The organism is Rhizobium indigoferae (assembly GCF_034554815.1).
Classification (GTDB): domain Bacteria; phylum Pseudomonadota; class Alphaproteobacteria; order Rhizobiales; family Rhizobiaceae; genus Rhizobium; species Rhizobium leguminosarum.
Genome location: NZ_CP140637.1, coordinates 1,219,982 through 1,242,416, shown reverse-complemented (window position 1 = coordinate 1,242,416; position 22,435 = coordinate 1,219,982). Strand labels below are relative to the sequence as shown.

At 57.5% G+C, this 22,435-nt stretch carries 15 protein-coding genes; 5 read left to right on the top strand and 10 right to left on the bottom strand.

The window, feature by feature from the left end:
* Positions 1–110: 110 nt before the first annotated feature.
* Positions 111–935: a hypothetical protein gene (locus U5G49_RS32505; protein ID WP_193445217.1), complete on the top strand. Its 825-nt coding sequence runs from the start codon at positions 111–113 to the stop codon at positions 933–935.
* Between the two features lie 218 nt (positions 936–1,153).
* Here the strand turns inward: U5G49_RS32505 and U5G49_RS32500 are convergent, their stop codons facing one another.
* The 7 genes from U5G49_RS32500 to dinB form a co-directional block, all read right to left on the bottom strand.
* Positions 1,154–2,578 (bottom strand): response regulator, encoded by a 1,425-nt coding sequence (locus U5G49_RS32500; protein ID WP_193445216.1) that lies wholly within the window; start codon positions 2,576–2,578, stop codon positions 1,154–1,156.
* The gene (locus U5G49_RS32495; protein WP_246289164.1) at positions 2,575–3,306 is read right to left on the bottom strand and encodes a sensor histidine kinase; all 732 of its coding nucleotides are present in this window, start codon (positions 3,304–3,306) and stop codon (positions 2,575–2,577) included. The genes U5G49_RS32500 and U5G49_RS32495 overlap by 4 nt, the downstream gene beginning before the upstream one ends.
* A 152-nt stretch (positions 3,307–3,458) precedes the next feature.
* Positions 3,459–5,264 carry an AAA family ATPase gene (locus tag U5G49_RS32490; protein ID WP_246289162.1) on the bottom strand — a complete coding sequence of 602 codons (1,806 nt, stop codon included), beginning with the start codon at positions 5,262–5,264 and terminating at the stop codon, positions 3,459–3,461.
* A gap of 150 nt (positions 5,265–5,414) precedes the next feature.
* Complete coding sequence (locus U5G49_RS32485; protein WP_193445213.1) at positions 5,415–5,765, bottom strand: hypothetical protein; 351 nt, start codon at positions 5,763–5,765, stop codon at positions 5,415–5,417.
* Positions 5,766–10,469: a hypothetical protein gene (locus tag U5G49_RS32480; protein ID WP_193445212.1), complete on the bottom strand. Its 4,704-nt coding sequence runs from the start codon at positions 10,467–10,469 to the stop codon at positions 5,766–5,768.
* 184 nt (positions 10,470–10,653) lie between these two features.
* Positions 10,654–11,403, bottom strand: coding sequence for an exonuclease domain-containing protein (locus tag U5G49_RS32475; RefSeq protein WP_193445211.1), 750 nt, complete (start codon positions 11,401–11,403; stop codon positions 10,654–10,656).
* Between the two features lie 36 nt (positions 11,404–11,439).
* On the bottom strand, positions 11,440–12,537 hold the full coding sequence (dinB, locus tag U5G49_RS32470; protein ID WP_193445210.1) for a DNA polymerase IV: 1,098 nt from the start codon (positions 12,535–12,537) through the stop codon (positions 11,440–11,442).
* Positions 12,538–12,749: 212 nt separating this feature from the next.
* On the opposite strand from dinB, the gene xth reads away from it, so the two are divergent.
* A complete protein-coding gene (xth, locus tag U5G49_RS32465; RefSeq protein ID WP_193445209.1) occupies positions 12,750–13,586 on the top strand; it encodes an exodeoxyribonuclease III in 837 nt (278 codons plus the stop codon).
* On the opposite strand, the gene U5G49_RS32460 is transcribed toward xth, so the two are convergent.
* Positions 13,533–14,306, bottom strand: a complete 774-nt coding sequence (locus U5G49_RS32460; protein ID WP_193445208.1) for an SOS response-associated peptidase family protein — start codon at positions 14,304–14,306, stop codon at positions 13,533–13,535. The genes xth and U5G49_RS32460 overlap by 54 nt on opposite strands.
* 294 nt (positions 14,307–14,600) lie before the next feature.
* Here U5G49_RS32460 and U5G49_RS32455 point away from each other — a divergent pair, with 294 nt between their 5' ends.
* The 3 genes from U5G49_RS32455 to U5G49_RS32445 are packed head-to-tail and all read left to right on the top strand — an operon-like array spanning position 14,601 to position 20,057.
* Positions 14,601–15,362 carry an ImuA family protein gene (locus U5G49_RS32455; protein ID WP_193445207.1) on the top strand — a complete coding sequence of 254 codons (762 nt, stop codon included), beginning with the start codon at positions 14,601–14,603 and terminating at the stop codon, positions 15,360–15,362.
* Positions 15,277–16,794, top strand: a complete 1,518-nt coding sequence (locus U5G49_RS32450; protein WP_193445206.1) for a Y-family DNA polymerase — start codon at positions 15,277–15,279, stop codon at positions 16,792–16,794. Before U5G49_RS32455 ends, U5G49_RS32450 begins: the two co-directional genes overlap by 86 nt.
* Positions 16,791–20,057, top strand: a complete 3,267-nt coding sequence (locus tag U5G49_RS32445) for an error-prone DNA polymerase (protein ID WP_193445205.1) — start codon at positions 16,791–16,793, stop codon at positions 20,055–20,057. The genes U5G49_RS32450 and U5G49_RS32445 overlap by 4 nt, the downstream gene beginning before the upstream one ends.
* A gap of 138 nt (positions 20,058–20,195) precedes the next feature.
* On the opposite strand, the gene U5G49_RS32440 is transcribed toward U5G49_RS32445, so the two are convergent.
* Positions 20,196–21,371: a Gfo/Idh/MocA family protein gene (locus tag U5G49_RS32440; RefSeq protein WP_246289160.1), complete on the bottom strand. Its 1,176-nt coding sequence runs from the start codon at positions 21,369–21,371 to the stop codon at positions 20,196–20,198.
* Positions 21,372–21,373: 2 nt separating this feature from the next.
* Positions 21,374–22,435: a sugar phosphate isomerase/epimerase family protein gene (locus U5G49_RS32435; RefSeq protein WP_193445204.1), complete on the bottom strand. Its 1,062-nt coding sequence runs from the start codon at positions 22,433–22,435 to the stop codon at positions 21,374–21,376.

The following is a 22,435-nucleotide window of genomic DNA, read 5'->3' as shown; positions in this document are numbered from 1 at the left end:
AGGAAACGATCGGGCTACGGAGATTGATCAATCTAATCTTTTCCTATTGAATAGTTGACTGAGATTGCTGGGCGATTTTCTAAAATGGGCACGCGCGAGTGGAAACACCCATGTCAGATCCTGTGCTTTCAGCGAAGCTGGACCGGATTCATGCCTGTGCAAATGAAATGTATGATGAGCTTCATCGCAGTCTCTTGCATGCCTATGTCGCCTGCCTTTCGCACGACGAATTGAGGAGGACAGCGATCGCATCGCTTGACGGTCCCCAGGTGGTCCTCGCTGCGATCCGGAGTCGACTCAATCGGCTTGGAAAGGAAGACAAGGCACTCCCGGATATTGATGCGTTGGGTCGCGACCTCCTGCAGATCGTCGAAGCCGACCACAAGATACGCGCGCGAGTCGAGGCGCTTTTGTCGCATATCTATATTTTCCTCTCAGCACCGACTCGGCAATTTTTACTGGATCGGTGGCGTGACCGAGGCGGTCGGGGTGCCGGAGGCCGATGGCTCAAGGCAATTTCGGGCGATGATTTTCTGTTCACCATTGACGCTGTGTTGGACTACTGGAAAGACACTCGCGATGAAAAGGCCGCTAAAGTTCTCGCGACACGAGCGGACGCTGCTTTGTTGGAAGATGTGCTTCCTGACCTCGTTGAGCACTGCCAAGCCGGGTGGATCATCAGCCGCGCCGCCCTTGGAGCAAACTCTATCCCCGACTATACCTTTAACGCGATCCGCGAGAAATTTCCGGCCACCTTTGCTTATCTTTGCGCTAAAACGGGCCGCAAATTGAGCGACAAGGCTGCATACGAGATTATCATCGATTCAGTCGGCGGAGCTTTCGGCGATCGTGGTCTCGCGATATGGGCAATCGGTCAACTCAATATGCCTGCTGTCCTTGACCGGGTTTGGGATGCTAGGGAGGGGTCGAAATGATGCTAGACGCGCATCATGAACTCGCGTTGAGTAGACCAGCCCGATGCAAGTAATTTCCGTCGATATAGCTGTCTCAGACAATCGCTTAGATGCGCGGCGGGTTTTTGCGTTTCGAACTCGCCAGTAGCGATTTCTATTGCGGCGCCCAAGCCCTGATCATATTTTCACTGAGGCAGAAAATCGCGAATTAGATCGAGATCAAGTTTCACTAGTGCCTCTCAGGTCTTGTCATAGTAATTTTTCACGCCCTTGATGAGAGCTAGAATCAAATTCTTATCCGTATCCTCGTATTTGAGTTGCCTAATTAAGTAGGCGTAAGCAGTCGCGGCAATTTCCCGTTGCCCGGCGCCAACCGCGTCGGCCCACGCGCGGCATTCCCGCACGAATGCCGCGAAAGGGCAACCTAGAAGATAGACGTCCAGATCTCCCCATTGGGCGGCTTGATCTAGTGTTGGCCACGTTCCCCGCTCAACACCCTGTGGGTGAAAGATAGTGCTCAGCTCGAGCGTTATGGGGTCCAGGCTCGCTGTTCCCTCGCCAACGTCGCCATAGTCAATCAAGACCGCGGCACCAGTGTCAGACACCAGCGCATTGCTACCGTGCAGATCACCGTGAACGCAACACCAGCGCGTCTGCACCTTGGTGTCCTCGAATTGGGTGACCCACGCAATTTCAAACGTCTCTGTGACAGACCTGAAGCTGTCATCGGACAAAACTCGGCGGCGAATATCCATGATTTTTCGCGAAGATTCTGGAACTCCCTTGCTCCAGTTCGCAGTCGCATTTGCTATGCCGCGCACGGCTGTCGCCGCCAACTCATCTTCCTTCTTGGCGGCCTCAAAAGCAGATGCTTCGAACCCAGCGGCGAGCCCGTAGAACACACCCGCAAGCGCTCCAGCTCCAAATTCTAATGTGGCCAGCTTGCGAGGCGTTGCATGGGGGTCAAGGCGCGCTACGAACTTGTCGAAACGGCTCGCTTCATCACTGATCTCGCTCGGCGAGCCCAACTTTCCCACTGCATCATGGACGACCGTCCCGTTGCGGTCGGTAATCTTCAACCGCAGCACCTTGGCTCCGGAGAGGCCGCCCCCGAGTCGCGAGACTGCGCATCTGGTGCCACCGAACTTGCGTGCGAAAATCCGTACCAAGCGCTCTTCCGGTATCGAAAGGTTCACCCCGCCGCGTGATAATTCCACGTCAGACAAGCGATGAATAGCGGTTACGATTGGCCCAAGCTTCTGAGGGCATTCTTCAAACTTATACTTCTGCAGAAAATCTATGGTGCCTACCGTCCGGCCTTCGCCCCATACATCCACCTGTTGGGCACTCGCGAGCATTGCCGGAATGAAGTCCTCCGATGGTGAGCCGGTGAGGACAAAAATTGGCGTGCCGGCCGCTCCGAGTCTTGCTCTTGCGAATACGGAGTGGCCATGGGCCGGCTCAGCATCCAGCGCTCCATCGATGGTCGGAATCTTCAAATCCAGGACGATGAGGTCGAAATACTCGTTCTCAATCGCCGCAAAGGCTGAATCCCTACTTTTGACAACCCTTGTTTGGATCGGCTGGTCAAGCTCGGCGAAGACCTGCACCAGCTCGTCACTGAAGTCTGCTTCATCTTCAACAATCAGGACAAAAACTGTCATTTTTCCCATCTCGCTTCGTAGCGGGCACCGCCTTGCGCGGAGGGTTTAAGCGAAATCGTGCCGCCTAATGTTTGAATTGCCTGCCGTGCTATTGCCAGGCCGAACCCGCTGTGTCCCTGTTTGGTCGTTTTGCCGATTTCGAACGCCGATTCAATTGGTCCCGTTATGCCCGGTCCTTTGTCCAGCACTGCCACCCAATAATCGACGTCAGTCTCGCCCCAGGAGATCACAATTGCATGAGTTTCCTCAGTGCCGATCGATCCAATGGCTTCAAAGGCATTTCGAATGCCGTTGGAAATGGCGAAACGAACTAGCGCAGGGTCGCTCGATATGACGAAGGGCCGTTGGCCATGGAGGGAGACTTCTGCCATCTGCCCTGCCTCGATTTCTGCATTGACTGTCTCACTGACGAGTTCTGCGAGATCAAAGTCCTCGGGCCTCGGAATGGCGGCGGCATTCTTTAGTTGCTCGATCGCCTCGAATATTCGTTGGAGGTTATCGAGATGGCGTCTCGTTTTGGAGTTCTCAAAATCCGGAATCTCGCGTGAGGCAGTGCGCTTGACGAGCCCGATGGGGGAGGCGATTTCGTGCAGCAATAGGCCAGCTATCCAATCGATCGCTTGATTTTTTATCTGGTGGCGCAGCTCTGCAGACCCAGCTTCTTCATGGCTTAGTTCAATTTTCACCGGTTGAGGAATGTTCGTTAGTCTCGCGATGCCGATGTTCAAGCTCGTCTTAACGTACGAGACGGTCTCCGATTGCAGCGCATGCTTGAGCAAGCCTAAGTCTTCGGCCGTTGCATCACGAGCGAGGAAGCGAGCGGCTTTAAGTCGCTCGTGCGGCGACTGCGACCGGAGAGCTAATTTGGCTGTTTCTCGATTCAACGGCGTCCGTGCTCGCTGTAGAATGTGGCTCGTTTCTCAAATGCGGCGGCACCGCCCTCCATCACAGTTGAAATCGCTGCGACAACTGTTGGGTCAATCAATGAGGACGATGCCAAGGCGAAACCTCTTTTGCCGTCAGATCCCATCTGCGTCACACGGTTAGCGTCGCCGAGAACCGGAATATTAGCATTGTGCGTTGAAAAGATAATCTGCCCATTTGCATCACGCGCCAACAGTGACTTAATCAGGGTGTCTGCAATAAATGCATTGTCGATGTGATCCTCGGGTTGGTCGACGATCAGCAGGCGTTCCGTATGTTGGAGGACGAGTGGAAGAACGACGGTGCATCTCTGGCCCGTAGAGAGTTCGGCTATATCCTTGTAGTCGGTTCCATCAAGCAGTTGGAATTCAACATAGTCTTCGACCACCACCGTCGCCAGCGCCCCGAGGTCGACTTCACGAAGCTGAGAAATCAATCGCGCAGATCGGTCCTTCGATATTCCTGTCGCCTCAGTGATAAAATCGTAGTCGCTGGCATCGGCTGCTTCCAACAACTCGCGTGGACTGATCGCTTGAGCCAAAACCGGCGCAAGCTCATTGTATCTGATGCCACTCCCTCGTAGCGCGTCCGAAATCGCGGCGGCGAAAGCCTCATATTGACCAGATCTCGTGACTCCAATGCGGATCCTTGGCCCGAGAACCTTGTTCAACCGCGCTGCCGCCTTCGTCCTTTCCTCAAAACGCTGTTGGCGAATCTTGTCCAGGCGATCGAGGGCTTCTCCTCGTTTCTTTGAGATTGCTTGCGAACTTCTTTGACGGTCCGCGAGCAAGATAACCAACGATTCCAGTTGTGCTTTCTTCTCACGAAGCTGCTGTCCCTGCCTCACAACTGCGCCCGCGCCAGCTTGAAGGGTTTCCAGCTCGCGTCGTAGCTGGCGCGCCTGTTCTTCGACTTCGACCTTCTCTGCACCGGTCGTCTCAAGTATTTCTGACGCCTCGCTTTGCGCCAGATCTAGTTCGGCGAGCGCTTGATCAAGCAATTTTCTTGCTAACGCAACTCTTTCGCGCACGGTGTTGAGCCGGTCTGCGCCCGCGGAGTCTGGCCATGGTTCCGACGGCGGCTGGGATATTACGGCGGATTGAAGAAGCGTGCGCCATCGGCTTATCGATTGACTCAAACGCTCGGACGCTGACGACCCCACGGCCTTCGCAGTTATTCCGGCGGCGATGAGATCGAGAGCCGCCTTTTTTTCATTGGCCTCCGACGAGAGTGTTTCAAGCTGTTCCTCCTGTGGCGCCAATTGCGCAAGCTGCTCGTTGACGATCGACAGTCCGGCAATTTGCCGCTCCAATTCCTCGATCTCACGGTGAGAACTTTCCACCTCGGAGGTTAGCGAGCGAACCAAGGAAGCAGCTTCAGTTTCGTCGGCGGCCCGTTGCCGTTGATCTCCCGTAAACCCGTCCAGTAACTGGAGTCTGCCGCTCGATTGCAATCCAATAGTTTCGATTTCGGTCTGTGAGAAAACTATCGGCTTGATATAGATCCCCGAAGCCCTTCCTGCCGCATCATTTCCTGTCCTGCTGACCGTTGTCCGTCGCTCTCCATCGGAAAGAGTGACAGTGACCTGGCCACTGCCTAAAACTGACAACGCATGGTCACGGCTTTTTTTTGCGGCGTCAGGGGTGAAGCTTGGGATGTCGAGGCAAAATCGGATGAGTTCAATTAAGGACGTTTTGCCGGTGCCTCTGGCGCCAATAATCACGTTGAGGCCGGGAACGAGGTGTACGTCGAGGCCGTCCAAAAACCCTTCCTCAATCTGAATTCGTTCTATGTGCATTCCTGCGCTCCAGTGGCAGTGGGGTACGGGGCCCAGAACTCCCGGGATTCATATCGGTTGTATCTAGCTTGTTTCGATGGATTTTCTCAACGCGAATTCGGCATTGCGTTTTCATTATAGAAACAGCCTTTCAATCTCTACGCGATGCTCTTCGTGTTTCCTGGGATTTTGATCTTTGAGCTTGCGAAGATTAAGAAGCTTCCATTGAACAGCCGGAAGTTCGGATGCCTGAGGAAGGCCTATCGCACCGAAATCCGGATTAGTGTCGTGGAGAGACAGGAGAAACGCCTTCGCCGCACCGTCCAATTTGCGACGGATGTCGGCGAGTAGCCGTTCCCGCGTTGTGATCAGCTGAGGCAGACGTAGCGCGGCGGCGATCACACCGTCTTCGCTCACAAATCGCAATGCCGACGCTTTTTGCTCCGCGCCGCGATGCTGAGGGTATTTCACAAACATTTCTTCCAATTACACTTTGCCGTTTAAGGCATTATCCTCTCGTTCCGAGTTGCGCCGGCTGACCAGCGTGCGTTGTGCGGCAACCCGCTCCCATTTTTCAAGCGACAGCTGCATGAGGCAAAGTCGGTCTCCCGGTGTTTCGGAGAGAAAGGGATCGATCCTGCGCAGCAGCGCGGTGAACAGAGACCTCCTCTGCGGCGCGGGCGCCTCTCTTACTGCGACCAGCAGATCGAGCGTGTGCTTCTCGGCACGCTTTCGCCAAAGAGCGGCGAAAGCAGCATTGCGGATACTGTCTTCGATTTCATTGTCGAGAGATTTGTGGATGTGGAGCAACAGAAGGTCCGGTCCGCCAAAACCCGCGATCTCGCAGGCGGCTACACGATCGGACACGTCGGTGCTGGAAAACATCGTTTCGACAATGTCGATTAGCTTATCTTTTGGCGCCCGCCGCAAAGCGCGTGCAATGGCGGCCCGAACCACATTGCTTTTTTCAACCTTCATGTGCGCGCAGAGACGCTCGGTTCCAATTTCTGGATCCAGTGTGATGATCAGCTCGACAATTTCGCGTCGCCAGCGAGGGGTGCCTTCAGTCAAAGCAATCGAGGCTGCCTCCAATGCTGCCTCGCGGTCAAGCTTCCATAGGCCCTTCAACGCTGCTCCTCTTCGGTCAGGCCGGTAGGTCAGAGGCGCTAGGGCATAGTCGAGGAGCATGTCGTGCGCCCGCTCAGCGCCAATCTCCGGGAGGAATTCAAGGTAAGAGAAGCTGCCCGGCAAACGGTTCTGTCCGATCCAATTACGAAGTCTTGCCGACACCTCAAGATGCTTTTCCGTTCGCAGTAGGATAAGAAATAGATCCCACGCGAATTCCGGATCCTCGGCGACGTTCGCCTCGCGCCTGAAATGAGAAAGTATCGTCTCAAGCGCAACAGGCGTGTTTACAACTAGCAAGGCATTGACGGCGGCTCTGCACTTGTTTTTTCCGCTCGCCAGCATGGACGCCAGAAAGTGCACGAATTCGGCTGATTGTTCTCCCCGACTGGACAAGCTTGCGGCGACAAGATCTGCTGCCGGCGACGCAGAGTCGATATCCTTTAAGTTTGCAAGTATGAAATCGAACGCTTCTGCGCTTCCGGAGAAAATTAACTGCCTGAGTGTTGTCGGAGCTGCGATAGGATCTGAAAGGACGCCTGGCTGCGGGAGAGATATTGCAAGTGCCATTTGGGGGCGGGACGCAGTCAGCCAAACGGGTATCTGCCGACCCGACCGGATCGCAGCCACGTCGATGCCGTCATAGTCGCCGCGATAGTCCAGGATGTCCACCGCAAGGATCCATTCATCCTCGTTAGTGTCGATTGGCGATCCTACGACCGCTTCACTTGCTATGCGTCTTACGGCAGCTGTAACAGCCTCTGACGGATGCGCGGCAGCGTGAGAGAGTCCGATCCAGCGTGCGGCGCTGTCTGGATGGCAAAGCGCAGCAAGCACAAGGTCCTCGTATCGTTTTCCATTGATGCGCTGCAGCAGTGCAACCGCATCTGCCGTTACGTCATCATGTCCCTTGATGTCCTCCAGAAGAGACAGCCTGCCGAGCGCTATCGCATAAATGTGTTCTTCAAAATCTGTCCCCGCCTTGCTTTGTAGGGCCAGGAGATGGTCATGTCGTGTAACACTCAGCACAAAGGAAAATGGTGAAAAAAAGTCGGTTGGATGACGAAAACGCTCAGTCTCGATCATTCCACGGACTTTGCTTGCGAGTTCAATCAGCCAATGGCTCCATAACGCGCCATCGATTTCATCTTCGACTCCACGAAAAGCACTCTGGGCGGTGCCTGACACTTCGCCGTCGTCCGCAAGTAGTTGCAAGAGTGCGCTCCGGAACTGGTCAGGTTTTTTGAAAAGCAGCGGACGTGCCCACCATGAGGTGGTCCCTTTTCCTTGCTTGATCCCCGCCGTCATCATGGCAAGCGCCCGATCGGGATCAAGCTCGCATAGGGCGGCGAATGCCGCCTGCTGCATCCAATCCTCCTTTATAGCCAGCCAGTTCTTGAGTGTTGGAATTTCGGCCTGATCACGGAACCGCCTCACGGCATAGACGAGGCTTCTCATCCTTCCTTTCGGCATATGTTCGATCAACATCGCCTTGTGTGAAAACCAGATCGGTGAGGCAGCTTCTGGCTTAATGCCAACCAGCATATAGGCCAGACCGTCCAACGGATCTCCACGAGCCACGGCGTGGTCCAATCGAGCGTCTAACCATGAAGTGGAGAGATCCGCGCACCGACGCAGCGCGCGCATGGCGTCTTCTCGACTGTTAAGATTCGGGTAATCGCGGGTGAACTCGTTTTGAACTTCTTTGTTTTGGAGCCGTCTATGGCGGTCGCAATAGACCGTCCAGAGCCCGTCCAAAAGCACAGGTGATGGGGCCGATTGAGCGAGAAATACGCCGGCATCTTGCAAGATTGGACTATCTTCCTTCAGCAGCTGTTCCGACATGTTGGTGGCATTCTCGCGGGCGGCTTTTAGAGACTCGACAAGCGCTTTCGTCGCGATCTTAACTTGCCATAGCGGCGCGTTTGCTTTTTCCATCTCTCGTAGTCGTTGTACCAACGGCTTAGCAGCTCTCGCTCCAAGCGTCGGGACAAGAAGCAGATAAATCCCCTGAATGTGCGCGGATTGGACAGGATTGCCCTCCAGACGACGCATGAGCATCGTGCAATCTGACAGATCGGATGCTGCAGTGGGTGAGGACAAAGCCAGCCAAAGATAGTCCATGGCCACGTAACCCAACGACCTGCCACCTATGGTATGTCTGCTCCCATACATTTCTTCAATGATGTCACAAAGATGCGCGGCATCGATCTTGCTCTTGCGACGCAGCCGCCTGAGCGTCACGGCCACCATCCAGTTCAGCACGCGGTCGTGCCAGATTTCAACGTCTGCTTCAGCCGTCCTCGTAATGAGACCAGCCCGCTCCAGCCGGATTCGCATGTCGCTATTGACCCCCGCCTTCGTGCGGGTGGCGGCATCCCAAGGATAGGCACACCTTCCATCAATAGTGTCGGATAGAAGCTCCATGACCAAGGCTTCATCGTCTGGGTGGTCTGACAGACCTCCCAGCTTCCAAAGTTTATCGTAGTAGTTCTCGAAAATTTCGTATTCATTCTGTGGCGCAAACGTGCCTGAGACATCGAACTGAGCGTAAACGTGGGCGAGAACTGGCTTGCAAAGAAGCTGTCTCAGATCATCGGGCAGGTCAGTGAAAGGACGGTCTCGCAACCGTAGAAACTCGCGGAGCTGAACGAACGAGAAGTTGCCAATGGAGCGCACCTTCGAATGCTCACCGCCGATTTGGCTGAAAACTGCGGCTCCAACATTCTCTGGAACCGACATGATAAGACGGAATTTCCGATGGTTCATGATTTCAAGTGAAAGCTCGCGTGCCTCTTCCACCGTCTGAACATTGTCGACGAAAATAACCGCCAGCGGGAGATTGGACGAAAGACCTTCCGTCGCATTTCCAATGATGGACTTCTCCAGTCGCGTGTGAACCACCGTCAGGGAAAGATCCTGGTCGTGGTTCATCCCATCGATCCAGATCCGATCCGCTGCCGACCTAAGTGTTTCGCCGGCATTGCCTTTGGATCGCACGATCACGCTCGGCAAGCCAGCGCGCATGGCAGCCTCAGCGGCGGAACACAAAGCCCAAGTCTTGCCGCTGCCGCTACTGCCAGAAAGCAGGGTTACAGGTTTCTCGCCAAGCTCCAGGAGCGGACGCACGTCATCCTTGCGGCAATAGCCCAAGGAGGTCATTGCAACGGTCAAAGCCGGCAACAAGGCACGCGCGAGCTTAGACCGGTCACGGATAGGCTTGGAGACCAGGCCAGCTTCTGAGAGTAGCTCTTCAGGCGTGATCTCGACATTGCCGATGGCAGACTTGGCGAGCAATATGCCATAAAGCTCTCGACGCTTAGCTGGAATGTTCTCGCGGTAATCAATGACGACCTCAAGAAGAGCGTCGATTTCCTCAATGTAGATATCGTCAGTCGCCTCCATTTTGACAGAAAAGCCGGAGAGTAACCGCCTTACTTTTCGTCGATGTTCCTCGGTGTCCTTGTCCTCATCGTCCGCAAGCTTCCTGCAGATGTAGTTGAAAAATGCAAGGTCCGTACTCGGATGATCCAACCCATCTGCGGCGCTCGGATCGGTAGGCGCATTGAAGAACGGACGCATGACTTTGGTGTCAAGGCTGGCTCCGGCGACGCTGCTTTTTGCCTCGGCGGCCAGCGTCTCGACGACGCGGAACAGATCGTCGTATCGAGCACCCTTGCGCCCGTCGGTCACAAATCGAAAGGAAATTTGGCCTTCGTCGCTTATATGAGGAACGGCTTTAAGGAGGTCGGGCATAACGTCCGAAATCACATCCCTTAGACTCCAGGTGCGCCCAGAGGATCGGGTCTTATATTGTTCAACCAAAAGGTGTCCGCCGTCGAGTACAGACGCATCTCCAGCGCCCGGCTCCAACGTGATCACAACCGTGGAGCTATCGTCGTCGGAGCTAGGATTGAGCGTCGCACGCGAAATGTGAGCAAGGTTAGCAAGGAACTGGTAGAGAAATCCGTTGATAGCTGCCGGACCGCCGGGAGCAACCGACTTAAAACTCGGCGCCACAGGGTCAACTAGATTCGGCTCGTGACCATTGCCTATCGTATCCAATATACTCGCTCCAATTAGACCTCTCCCTAAAGGGGAAAAAGTGTTTAAATATATACAGTAATCATGAGCTCTGATAAGCGTAGCTCACCCGATTTAATCGCCACTCAATTCCCGCCTCTGACCCATTTTGCGTGCGCAATGTTATGCGCAGCGGCCTTGATCGGAGGTATTGGCCAACAGATAGCTAGAGCAGCGTTCGCTGCGCTGACTCTGGTGGAACGGGTTGTTGACCTTCGCCGCGGCGGGCCAATTCGGTCTGAGCGCTGAAACGAATATCGACGTCCCGGTCTCGTGAAAATTCATGCAACGTGTCCAGGCTGAGGCGATCCCAGCCTTTGCCCCGGTCCGGTCCAGATGGCACCCGCGGCAAGAGACCCGGTTCACTGCTCCACGCCAGAAGTTGCTCGAGCGAAGCCTCGTTCAGGAGGTCGCGTAGGTGATGAGCTGTGACATAGGCATCCGGCATGGCTCGATGGGCCGGCAATCCGATTTCGTGTTCCAGTCCTTCCGGCATGCGTTGATAGCGAAGCATTTGATTGGAAAACCGTGGAAGATGGGGCCATACGCGCAGGGCGCATTTCCAGGTACAGATCCATGGTGTGCCGCCCGAAAGCCGGGGAGTGCAGTACCGCTGTTCAAAGGCCGCTCGATGCGCAGCCAAGGCAGCCACGCCTTCGTCAGGACGAAGAACGCTTAACGCAACATCCTTCCAATAGGGTGCCGATGCGACCTGGACGTCCATGATGTGGTGGATTGCCATCGTCTCAGGCGAGATCGGACGGCCGGGATTGATCAGCAACGCGCCTCGTTCATCACCCAGGCGCCACCGCTCATCCAGTCCAAGGACGACGTCCTGCCAGCCGATTTCACATACGTCGTTCGGCCCGTTGCCTGCGGTTTCGAGATCGATGACGCGAATGCGGGAACTACGCATGTTCTGGACTCTGTCTGTCGTTTCGGACCTTCATGGTCACAAATTAAGATCGAGTTGCTGCCGACTTTGCGCATCGTCGCTTCGATCGTTTGTCAGGGATGATAGCGTCACGCCCAAAAGACGCACGGATCGCTTGAATGGGTAAACGCTCGCCAGAAGTTCGGATGCGGCGTCGAGCACGTCCATGTGTCCCGAACAAGGAATAATGCTGGTCCGACTGCGGGTCGCCTGGGTGAAGTCAGAGTATTTGATTTTCACGGTTACGGTCTTGCCGCTGATGCCCTGCGCCTCGCAGTAGCCCCACACCTTCTTGGCAAGTGGCTTCAGCTCGGCCGTCGCGCGTTCGAGATCATCGATATCCTCGACGAATGTGTCTTCTGCTCCCACTGATTTGCGGATCCGGTCGGGTTTGACTTGCCGCTCGTCAATGCCGCGGGCAATGCCATAGAAATAAGGACCGGACTTTCCGAAATGCTCCTGCAGGAAGATGAGCGACTTCGATTTCAGATCGAGCCCGGTTTCGATGCCGAATTTACGCATGCGCTCGGCCGTCGCTGGCCCGACACCATGGAATTTCTTGACGGGCAGGGTTTCGACAAAGCCTGGCCCATTCTTCGGCGTAATGACGGCCTGGCCGTTGGGCTTGTTCAGGTCACTGGCCATTTTGGCGAGAAACTTGTTGTAGGAAATGCCGGCTGAGGCGTTGAGCCCGGTGACCTGCTTGATCTTGGCCCGGATTTCCTTCGCAATCTCGGTGGCGATCTCCATGCCTTTCAGGTTTTCCGTCACATCGAGATAGGCCTCGTCGAGGGATAGCGGCTCGATCAGCGGCGTGTATTCGGCGAAGATTTCGCGGATTTGCTGGGAAACCGCCTTATAGACGTCGAAGCGCGGCGGCACGAAAATCAGGTCCGGGCATTTCCGTTTTGCGGTGACCGACGGCATAGCCGAATGGACACCAAAGGCCCGCGCCTCATAGCTTGCTGCAGCCACCACGCCGCGTGCGGCCGATCCGCCGACGGCGAGCGGCTTGCCGCGGAGTTCCGGATTGTCGCGCTGTTCGACCGACGCGTAAAATGCGTCCATGTCGATGTGGACGATTTTCCGGACCGGGATGTTGCTCAAGTCGTTCATGGCGGCTTCAACGAGAAGGGCTGCGGGTTCGGCGCCTCCTTTTGAAGGTTTTACACCGAAACAAAGAGAGAACATAGCAGCCTTCGCCGCGATATCAACAATCGGAGTTACCGGGTCCTGAATGCGGTGAAACTACTGGCCCGCCAAGGCGTTCTGATCCTGTGACAATAACAGCAGGAGAACAGTCCAATGATCGCAAGCGCTGACCGTCGGTGAAACTCGCCACATACAATGTCAACGGTATCAACGGCCGCCTTGACGTGCTGCTGCGATGGCTCGATGAGGCGCAGCCAGATGTCGTGTGCCTGCAGGAATTGAAAGCCCCAGACAACAAGTTTCCGCGTCGAGAACTTGAGCGCGCCGGCTACGGAGCGATCTGGCATGGCCAGAAATCTTGGAATGGAGTAGCCATTCTAGTGCGTGGACAGGATCCGCTCGAAACGCGGCGTGGCCTGCTCGGCGATCCGGATGACACGCATAGCCGCTACATCGAGGCGGCCATCGATGGAGTGATCATCGGTTGCCTCTATCTGCCCAATGGCAATCCTGCTCCCGGTCCGAAGTTCGACTATAAGCTGCGCTGGTTCGAACGGCTGCATCACTATGCGGCCGAACTGCTCGAGCTAGACATTCCCGTCGCGCTCGTCGGCGACTTCAATGTCATGCCGATTGACCTCGACGTCTACAAACCTGAACGGTGGCGGGACGATGCGCCGTTCCGACCGGAGGTGAAAGCGGCCTACGCCGCGCTCGTTGAGCAGGGCTGGACGGACGCGGTGCGGCACCTTCATCCCGATGAGCGGATCTACACATTCTGGAAATATTTCCGAAATGCCTTTGCCCGCGACGCAGGGCTGCGGATCGATCACTTCCTGCTAAGCCCCGCACTTGCTGACGATCTCAAGCAGGCCAAGGTCGACAAGTCGGTCAGAGGCTGGGACCACACAAGTGATCATGCACCGGTGTGGATCGAGCTGCTTTTGACCGGTCCAGGCTCAGAAAAGGCTCGGCTGGGCGACCGGGTCTCCGGCCTTTGTTACGATCGTTGAGCCGTAAGGCTCCCTGGATGCTATGATCAGCGCATCGTCGGGGAGCGGACGGCCAAGCGCCTTGGCCTCGTCCCATGGCGCGCGCATCCAAACATCGGTCTCTTCCTTTGTCAGCAGGAGGACCGGCATGGCCTTCTCATGAATTGGCTTCACCAGGTTATTCGGATCGGTGGTCAGGAAACCGTAGAGGTCATCGGTTGTCAGTCCGTCCTTGACCTTCCGCACGCTCGTCCATTGTGGGACATGGATGCCTGCAAAGAACATCAGGGGCTTGCTTTCATCGAGCGCGAACCAGGCGTTTGGGGTCCTGCCGCCCTCTTCCTTGCTGGCTGGATCGGGCTCCGCGAAGCTGGTCACAGGGACAAGGCAGCGATGCTCGACACCAAACCAACGCTTCCAGTGCGGAAAATTGAGAGTACGAACATTCGTGGTGCCGCCATCCACCTGCTCACGCAGCAAGGCATCGAAGTCGACCTCCTTGCCCTTGGCGCGCAGTTTTTCGGCCTTCTTTTCAGCTTCTTTCTTGAGAGCGAATAGTGGGGAGGGCAGACCCCAGCGCACATGCACCAGCTGCTTTCTTCCATCGGCCGTATTGCGCACGATCGGCCCCATCTGATCCGGGTTCATTTGGTACGCCGGCATGAGATTGATCATGCTCTCGGCGTCCTGAGCCCACTTGGCAACCCAATCCTTGTCTTCCATGCGGTACAGATTGCACATTCGCGGCGACCATTCCCGTGAACACTGCGAGCATCGTACCCGATGGATTTGCCAAATGCCAACCGGCGGAGGGTGAGTTGCCAATCCGACAAAATTTATTTCCGCTCGACCAAATCGCCGCAATTGGCCCATGGCCATGATTCGCAAAGCGAATCTCTTGGTTCCCTAAAGTTGAGAGATAATATTCCTATTCTCGGTTGCTTGACTCTTCGAGCCCATCGGAACAGATAGAGAACATCTGCATTCGAACGACATGAAGTCGAAACTCCAACACGGCCTTCAAGGGACGCGTGAATGATAACTGCTGCCCGCAACAGGGTAATTACCGATCTACGCGACCGCATAGCCTCTCTCGAGGGCGGTTCGACGAGGAAGGTTGGCTGCCTTGCTTTCGGGGTCTCCGAAATAGACGGGGTGCTTCCGGGCGGCGGTCTGGCATATGGCGCCTTGCACGAATTCGCGGGTGGCGGGTCCGGAACGGTTGATGGTGCTGCCGCCGCCCTCTGCGTGGCGGGGATCGCGGCGCGAACCAAGGGGCAGATCCTTTGGTGCATGACGCGTCCAGATCTGTTTTTCCCGGCGCTGGCGCAGGCGGGTCTTCATCCCGATCGCGTGGTCTTTGCCGAAGCCGATAGGGAAGAAGATGTCCTGGCGACCATGGAGGAAGGTCTTGGTTACGGTGGCCTGGGTGCCGTGGTCGGTGAGCTCGTTCGTCTTCCCATGACCGCGTCTCGCCGGCTTCAGCTTGCGGCGGAGAAGACCGGAACGATTGGGCTGGTCGTGCGACGATGGCGGCGGCAGACAGAGGCATCGGACTTTGGCCAGCCGACGGCATCAACATCCCGATGGCGCGTCAGCGTACTGCCATCGGAAGAACTGCCGGTTCCGGGCGTCGGGCGGCCACGATGGCTGCTGGAGTTGATGAGAGTGAAGGCGGGCGAGTGCGCAGAGTTTATTGTAGGAGCGTGCGATGCCACGGGTCGTATCCATTTATCTTCCGGATCTCGCGATCGACAGGATCAGACGGGCCGACGGCGCGGGAATGCTCACCGCTGAGCGGCCGCTTGTCGTCGTCGCGAAGAGTGGTTCCAAACGCTGGATCGCAGCCGCGGATGAAACAGCCCGATCCGCGGGTCTTAATATTGGCATGCCGGCCGCGAAGGCGCAGGCCATCGTGCAGGGCCTGCAGATGGTCGACGCCGATCCGATCGCGGACACTGCGGCCCTTAGACGCCTCACGCTATGGGCGTTGACGCAGTACACGCCGATCGTGGCAATGGATGCGCCCGACGGCATCGTCATGGACACCGACGGCGCCGATCATCTCCAGGGCGGCGAGGATCTGATGCTGTCCGGCATCGTCAATCGCTTCCGTGCAAAGGGGTTGACCGCGCGGGTGGCGATTGCTGACAGCTGGGGTGCGGCGCATGCGCTGGCACGGGTGAGCCCGCGCGATACCGTGATCGCTGCGCGGGGCGAGACGTCAGGTTTCGTCGAGCGGCTGCCGGTATCATCATTGCGGTTGCCCTCTGAAATCGTCACGGGCCTTCGAACCCTTGGGTTTCAGACGATCGGCGAGCTGTCGGCCACACCACGCGCGCCGCTTGCCCTTCGCTTCGGTCCCGAAATCGGCCGCCGTCTCGACCAGATGTATGGCCGGCTGCCGGAGCCGATCGATCCGATCCGTCCGATGGATGTCATCGAAGTCAGCCGCGCCTTTGCCGAGCCGATCGGCGCTCCCGAGACCATCGCCAAATACGTCTCGCGGCTTGTCGTTGAACTCTGCCAAGCGCTGCAGCAGAAGGGCCTCGGTGTTCGCCGCGCGGATCTTCTCGTCCACAAGGTCGACAATACCATGCAGGCGATCCGCGCCGGAACGGCGAAGCCCGCCCGCAATGTGGCCTGGCTGACAAAGCTCTTCAAGGATCGGATCGAGAAGATCGAGCCGGGGTTCGGGATCGAGAAACTCTCGCTGGTGGCTATCATCGCCGAACCGCTCACTGAAGTGCAGAAAGCGTCCTCCCTGATCGAGGAGGAGATCGTGGATATCGCGCCGCTGATCGACGTGATCGGCAATCGCGGGCAGCGTGTCTATCGCATGGCGCCTGTGGCGAGCGATGTGCCCGAGCGCAGCGTCAAGCGCGTGAGTGCGGTCGCCGAGGAGACCGGGTCGTCATGGACCTTGCACTGGCCTCGACCCGTTCGGCTCCTTTCCCGTCCGGATCTCATTGAAGTGATCGCGCTGCTGCCGGATCATCCGCCTGTGTCGATGACCTGGCGCGGCAAGCGGCGGCGGGTGAAACGTGCCGATGGCCCGGAGCGGATTTTTGGCGAGTGGTGGACGAGAGGCTCCGAGTTCGATGCGGTACGCGACTATTTCGTGATCGAAGACGAGGGCGGCGAACGGTTCTGGATATTCAGGTCGGGCGATGGCATCGATGCGGCGACTGGCTCGCACAAATGGTTCCTGCACGGGATTTTTGCATGAGATATGCCGAACTCCAGGTCACGACACATTTCTCATTCCTGCGCGGAGCATCGTCGGCGGATGAGCTGTTTGCGACCGCCAAGGCGCTCGGCATCGAGGCGCTCGGCGTCGTCGACAGAAACTCGCTGGCCGGCATCGTCCGGGCTCTCGAGGCGTCCCGTGCCACAGGCGTCCGCCTGTTGGTCGGTTGCCGTCTCGATCTGCAGGACGGCATGTCGATTCTCGTCTATCCCACAGATCGTGCCGCCTATTCGCGCCTGACCCGGTTGCTGACGCTCGGCAAGGGCAGGGGCGGCAAAGCCAACTGCATCCTGCATCTCGACGACCTTGCCCTCTATGCCGAGGGCCTGATCGGGATACTGGTGCCCGATCTTCCGGACGAGACCTGCGCGGTGCAGCTCAGAAAGATGGCGGAGATGTTCGGGGACCGGGCTTATCTCGCCCTTTCCCTTCGCCGGCGGCCGAACGACCAGATGCGGCTGCACGAGCTGTCGAACATGGCCACACGCTTCAAGGTGAAGACCGTTGTGACGAATGACGTTCTTTTCCACGAACCGTCGCGCCGTCAGCTGCAGGACGTCGTCACCTGTATTCGCACCAGAACCACGATCGACGATGTCGGTTTTGAAAGGGAGCGCCACGCCGACCGCTTCCTGAAGCCACCGGAAGAGATGCAGCGGCTGTTCCCACGTTACCCGGAAGCATTGGCCCGGACGAGGGAAATCGCCGATCGCTGTCGGTTCTCGCTCGAGGAACTGACCTATCAATATCCTGAGGAGGCAATCGTCCCAGGCAAGGACGCGCAAGCGTCTCTTGAGCACTATGTGTGGGAATGCGCGCCTACGCGGTATCCGGAAGGTCTGCCAGACAGCGTTCTGAATATCACCCGCCATGAGCTCGACCTCATCCGGGCCATGAAATACGCACCCTACTTCCTGACCGTGTTTTCGATCGTCCGATATGCCCGCAGCCAAGGCATTCTCTGCCAGGGGCGGGGATCTGCCGCCAACTCCGCGGTCTGTTACATTCTCGGCATCACCTCCATCGATCCGGAGACAAATGACTTGTTGTTTGAGCGATTCGTTAGCCAGGAACGCGACGAGCCGCCGGATATCGACGTCGATTTCGAGCACGAACGGCGTGAGGAAGTCATCCAGTGGATCTATAAGACCTACACCCACCAGAGGGCAGCGCTTTGCGCGACCGTGACACGGTATCGTGCGAAAGGGGCGATCCGCGATGTCGGCAAGGCACTCGGTTTGCCGGAGGATATGATCAAGGCTCTGTCATCGGGCATGTGGTCCTGGTCGGCCGACATGGTCGGCGACCGGAATCTGCGCGAACTCAACCTCAATCCCGACGACCGCCGCCTCGCATTGACGCTGAAACTTGCGCAGCAGCTGATGGGCGCCCCCCGGCATCTCGGCCAGCATCCCGGCGGTTTCGTGTTGACGCATGACCGGCTCGACGATCTTGTCCCCATCGAGCCGGCATCGATGGCCGACCGGCAGGTGATCGAATGGGACAAGGACGATGTCGAAGCCCTGAAGTTCATGAAGGTCGATGTCCTGGCGTTGGGGATGCTGACCTGCATGGCAAAAGCATTCAAGCTGATTGAGGAGCATAAGGGCGAAACGATCGATCTGGCGAATATCGAGCAGGAAGACTCTGCGACCTATGCGATGATCCGCAAGGCCGACACGCTCGGCACCTTCCAGATCGAAAGCCGGGCTCAGATGGCAATGTTGCCGCGGCTGAAGCCGCGGACCTTCTACGATCTCGTCATCCAGGTTGCCATCGTCCGGCCCGGGCCGATCCAGGGTGACATGGTGCATCCGTACCTGCGCCGTCGCGAAGGCAAGGAACCGGTCGGTTATCCGACGCCCGAACTGGAAGCGGTGCTTGGAAAGACGCTCGGCGTGCCTCTCTTCCAGGAATCGGCAATGAAGGTGGCGATGGTCTGCGCAGGCTTTACCGGTGGCGAGGCCGATCAGCTTCGCAAATCGATGGCCACGTTCAAGTTCACCGGTGGCGTCTCTAAATTCAAGGACAAGCTGGTCTCCGGCATGGTGAAGAATGGATATTCGCCGGAGTTTGCTGAAAAGACCTTTTCGCAGCTCGAAGGCTTCGGCTCCTACGGGTTTCCGGAAAGCCATGCTGCAAGCTTCGCGCTCATTGCCTATGCCTCCAGCTATGTGAAATGCCATTACGCCGACGCGTTCTGCGCGGCCTTGATCAACAGCCAACCCATGGGCTTCTATGCGGTCGCCCAGATCGTCGGCGACGCCCGCAACCACGGTGTGGAGATCCGGCCGGTCTGTATCAATCGCTCTCGCTGGGACTGCACGCTCGAGCAGGTCAAGGGAGACGAGCGCCGCCATGCCGTCCGCCTGGGTATGCGTCTGGTGCGTGGGCTGGCGGCAGCCGATGCGGCACGGATCGTGGCCGCCCGTGCCGATCAGCCCTTCGACAGCATCGATGACATGTGGCGGCGCTGCGGTGTGCCAGCGGCGTCGCTGGTCGAACTGGCGGAGGCCGATGCTTTCCTGCCATCGCTCGAACTTCAGCGACGCGATGCACTGTGGGCGATCAAAGCTTTGCGCGACGAGCCATTGCCGCTCTTTGTTGCCGCGGCCGAGCGTGAGATGAAGACGCTCGCCGAGCAGCAGGAGCCTGACGTCAAACTTCGGCAGATGACAGATGGCCACAACGTCATCCAGGACTACAGCCATACCGGTCTGACCCTGCGCGAGCACCCGATCGCATTCTTGCGCAAGGACCTTGCCGCTCGAAGCATTGTCACCTGCGGAGAAGCCATGTCGGCCGGAGATGGCCGTTGGTTGATGACCGCGGGCCTCGTTCTTGTCCGTCAAATGCCCGGGTCGGCAAAAGGTGTGATGTTTCTGACGATCGAGGATGAGACCGGTCCGGCGAACGTCGTTGTCTGGCCGAAGCTCTTTGAGCGACGTCGGCGCGTCGTGCTCGGATCGAGCATGATGGCGATCAACGGCCGGATCCAGCGGGAAGGGGAGGTCGTGCACCTCATCGCCCAGCAGCTGTTTGATCTGTCGGGCGACCTATCCGCCTTGGCTGATCGTGATGGGGAGTTCAAACTGCCGACGGGCCGCGGTGACGAGTTTTCCCATGGGTCGCCGGGCAGCCCGGATTCGCGGGATCGACCGCCGGCGGTCAAGCCGAGGGATATTTTCGTCCCCGATTTGCACATCGATACGCTGAAGGTGAAAAGCCGGAATTTTCACTAATGAATGCAGCGTGATAGCTCGCCTCGATGGAGAATGCCGCGGTTCGATTCCGTTCAAGGCGTGCATGCAATTGCGTTCTCTTTGCGATCGCTAAGACAAACGACTGCAGGATGTGCCTGCAGTCGATGTTCCTATCCGTTAAACCGCGACGGGTGTCAGCCAAGGTTGATTGTTGGCCGCGGCGCTATCGACAACGGCATCGACGAATGCAACGCCTTTCAGGCCGTCATATGCGGTCGGAATATCCCGCCCGATGGCGGTTGGTTGGCGCCCATCACGCTTTGCGCGAATAGCCTCCGCAAAACCTGCATAAAGGTTTGCAAATGCCTCGAGATATCCCTCAGGATGCCCCGGAGGCGTACGAGTGCGGACTTTCGCGGCTTCAGAGAGTTCATCGGCGCCTCGTTTAATGATTTCGGTGCGGCCGTTGAGACGAGCGTGCACGAGTTCGTTCGGCCGCTCCTGAAACCAACGCAGAGATGCTGTTTCACCAAACACACGCAGCCGGACGCCGTTCGACGAGCCGAGGGCCACCTGCGACGACCAGAGCAGCCCGCGCGCGCCACCCTCATATCGCAGCATCACGTGGGCGTTGTCGTCGAGTGCACGTCCTTCCACGAATGTTGCCAGATCTGCGGTCAAGGACTCGAGCTTGAGTCCCGAGACAAAACCGGCCAGGTGATAAGCGTGTGTTCCGATATCACCGATCGAGCCGCCGCGGCCGTTCTTTTTCGGATCAGTTCGCCACGCGGCCTGTGCGTTTCCTTCGCTTTCAATTGCGGTCGCCATCCATTCCAACGGGTATTCCACCTGAATGGTGCGGATCTTTCCAAGCATGCCCGTCGAAGCCATGTGTTTGGCTTCATGGATCATCGGGTAGCCGGAATAGGTATATGTGACGCCCATGAAGCGACCCGTCTCGCGAACGAGCCTTTCGAGCGTGACGGCGTCTTCCAGGGTGGCCGTCAGCGGTTTCTCGCAGATCACGTCGAACCCGGCTTCCAGAAACGCCTTGGCGATCGGGAAATGCGTGAAGTTCGGTGTGCAGATCGCCACCGCATCTATGCGGTCTTCACGCGCATTTTCGCCCGCGATCATGGCTCGATAGTCGTCGTAGGATCGTTCCGCGCTCAGACCTTCACTTGCGGCGAAAGCATGTCCGCGGGCCGCGTCTACGTCGAACGCGCCTGCGACCAGATCCCAGTGTCTGTCCTGGCGGGCAGCAATACGATGAATGTTGCCGATGTAGGCGCCGCTGCCGCCTCCGACCATTCCAAGACGAAGCGGTCCTTGCGATGTCGAATCTGAAGTCATGATTACCCTCGATCAAGTCCGAGCATGGCTCGATTGGCGTCCCTGTTGGCGCCTGATTTTACGAAGTCGTCAAAGGCGCGATCTGCCACCCTGATGATGTGGTCCTGGATGAATTTTGCGCCCTCGGCGGCGCCGTCCTCCGGATGCTTAATGAAGCATTCCCATTCGAGGACAGCCCAGCCGTCAAAGTCGTAGGTTGCAAGCTTCGTGAAGATCGCGCCGAAATCCACCTGACCGTCGCCAAGCGAGCGGAAACGGCCGGCACGCTTCGACCAGGGCTGGAAGCCGCCATAGGCGCCTGTCTTGCCGTTCGGCCGAAACTCGGCGTCCTTGACGTGGAACATCTTGATCCGCTCGTGGTAGTGATCAATGAATTCCAGATAATCGAGCGCCTGCAGCACGAAATGGCTTGGGTCGTAGAGAATGTTGCAGCGCGGATGATTGCCGACACGCTCCAGGAACATCTCGAAGGTCAGCCCGTCATGCACGTCCTCGCACGGATGAATCTCGAAGCAGAGGTCGACGCCCTGTTCATCGAAGTCGTTCAAGATCGGCGTCCAGCGTTTCGCCAGCTCGTCGAACGCCTCCTCGACCAGACCTTCCGGCCATTGGGGATAGGGATAGAGATATGGCCAAAGCAGCGATCCTGTGAAACTCACATGCCGATCGATGCCGAGATTGCGGGACGCGCGGGCCGCAAAGCGCATCTGCTCCTCCGCCCAGGCGCGCCGCGCTGCCGGGTTGTTGTGAACATGCGCCGGGGCGAAGCTGTCCATGATCTGGTCATGAGCCGGGTGTACGGCGACGAGCTGACCGGTGATGTGTGAACCAAGCTCCGTCACCTCGAGGCCGCTTTCCGCAAGCACACCCTTCAGGTCGTCGCAATAGGTCTTGCTCTCGGCCGCCTTCTTCATGTCGATCAGGCGGTTGTCCCATGTGGGTATCTGGACGCCGCCAAATCCTCTTGCGGCCACCCATTTCGAGAGGTCGGGCAGCGAGTTGTAGGGGGCATCATCCGCCGCGAATTGGGCAAGATAGATGCCCGGTCCCTTCATCGTTTTCAT

Bases quoted from the DNA above. Each gene is read 5' to 3' on its own strand.
- U5G49_RS32500 (WP_193445216.1), bottom strand. From the start codon at position 2,578: ATGACAGTTTTTGTCCTGATTGTTGAAGATGAAGCAGACTTCAGTGAC.
- U5G49_RS32445 (WP_193445205.1), top strand. From the start codon at position 16,791: ATGAGATATGCCGAACTCCAGGTCACGACACATTTCTCATTCCTGCGC.
- U5G49_RS32450 (WP_193445206.1), top strand. From the start codon at position 15,277: ATGCCACGGGTCGTATCCATTTATCTTCCGGATCTCGCGATCGACAGG.
- U5G49_RS32505 (WP_193445217.1), top strand. From the start codon at position 111: ATGTCAGATCCTGTGCTTTCAGCGAAGCTGGACCGGATTCATGCCTGT.
- U5G49_RS32475 (WP_193445211.1), bottom strand. From the start codon at position 11,403: ATGCGTAGTTCCCGCATTCGCGTCATCGATCTCGAAACCGCAGGCAAC.
- U5G49_RS32455 (WP_193445207.1), top strand. From the start codon at position 14,601: ATGATAACTGCTGCCCGCAACAGGGTAATTACCGATCTACGCGACCGC.
- U5G49_RS32460 (WP_193445208.1), bottom strand. From the start codon at position 14,306: ATGTGCAATCTGTACCGCATGGAAGACAAGGATTGGGTTGCCAAGTGG.
- U5G49_RS32435 (WP_193445204.1), bottom strand. From the start codon at position 22,435: ATGAAAACGATGAAGGGACCGGGCATCTATCTTGCCCAATTCGCGGCG.
- dinB (WP_193445210.1), bottom strand. From the start codon at position 12,537: ATGAACGACTTGAGCAACATCCCGGTCCGGAAAATCGTCCACATCGAC.
- U5G49_RS32440 (WP_246289160.1), bottom strand. From the start codon at position 21,371: ATGACTTCAGATTCGACATCGCAAGGACCGCTTCGTCTTGGAATGGTC.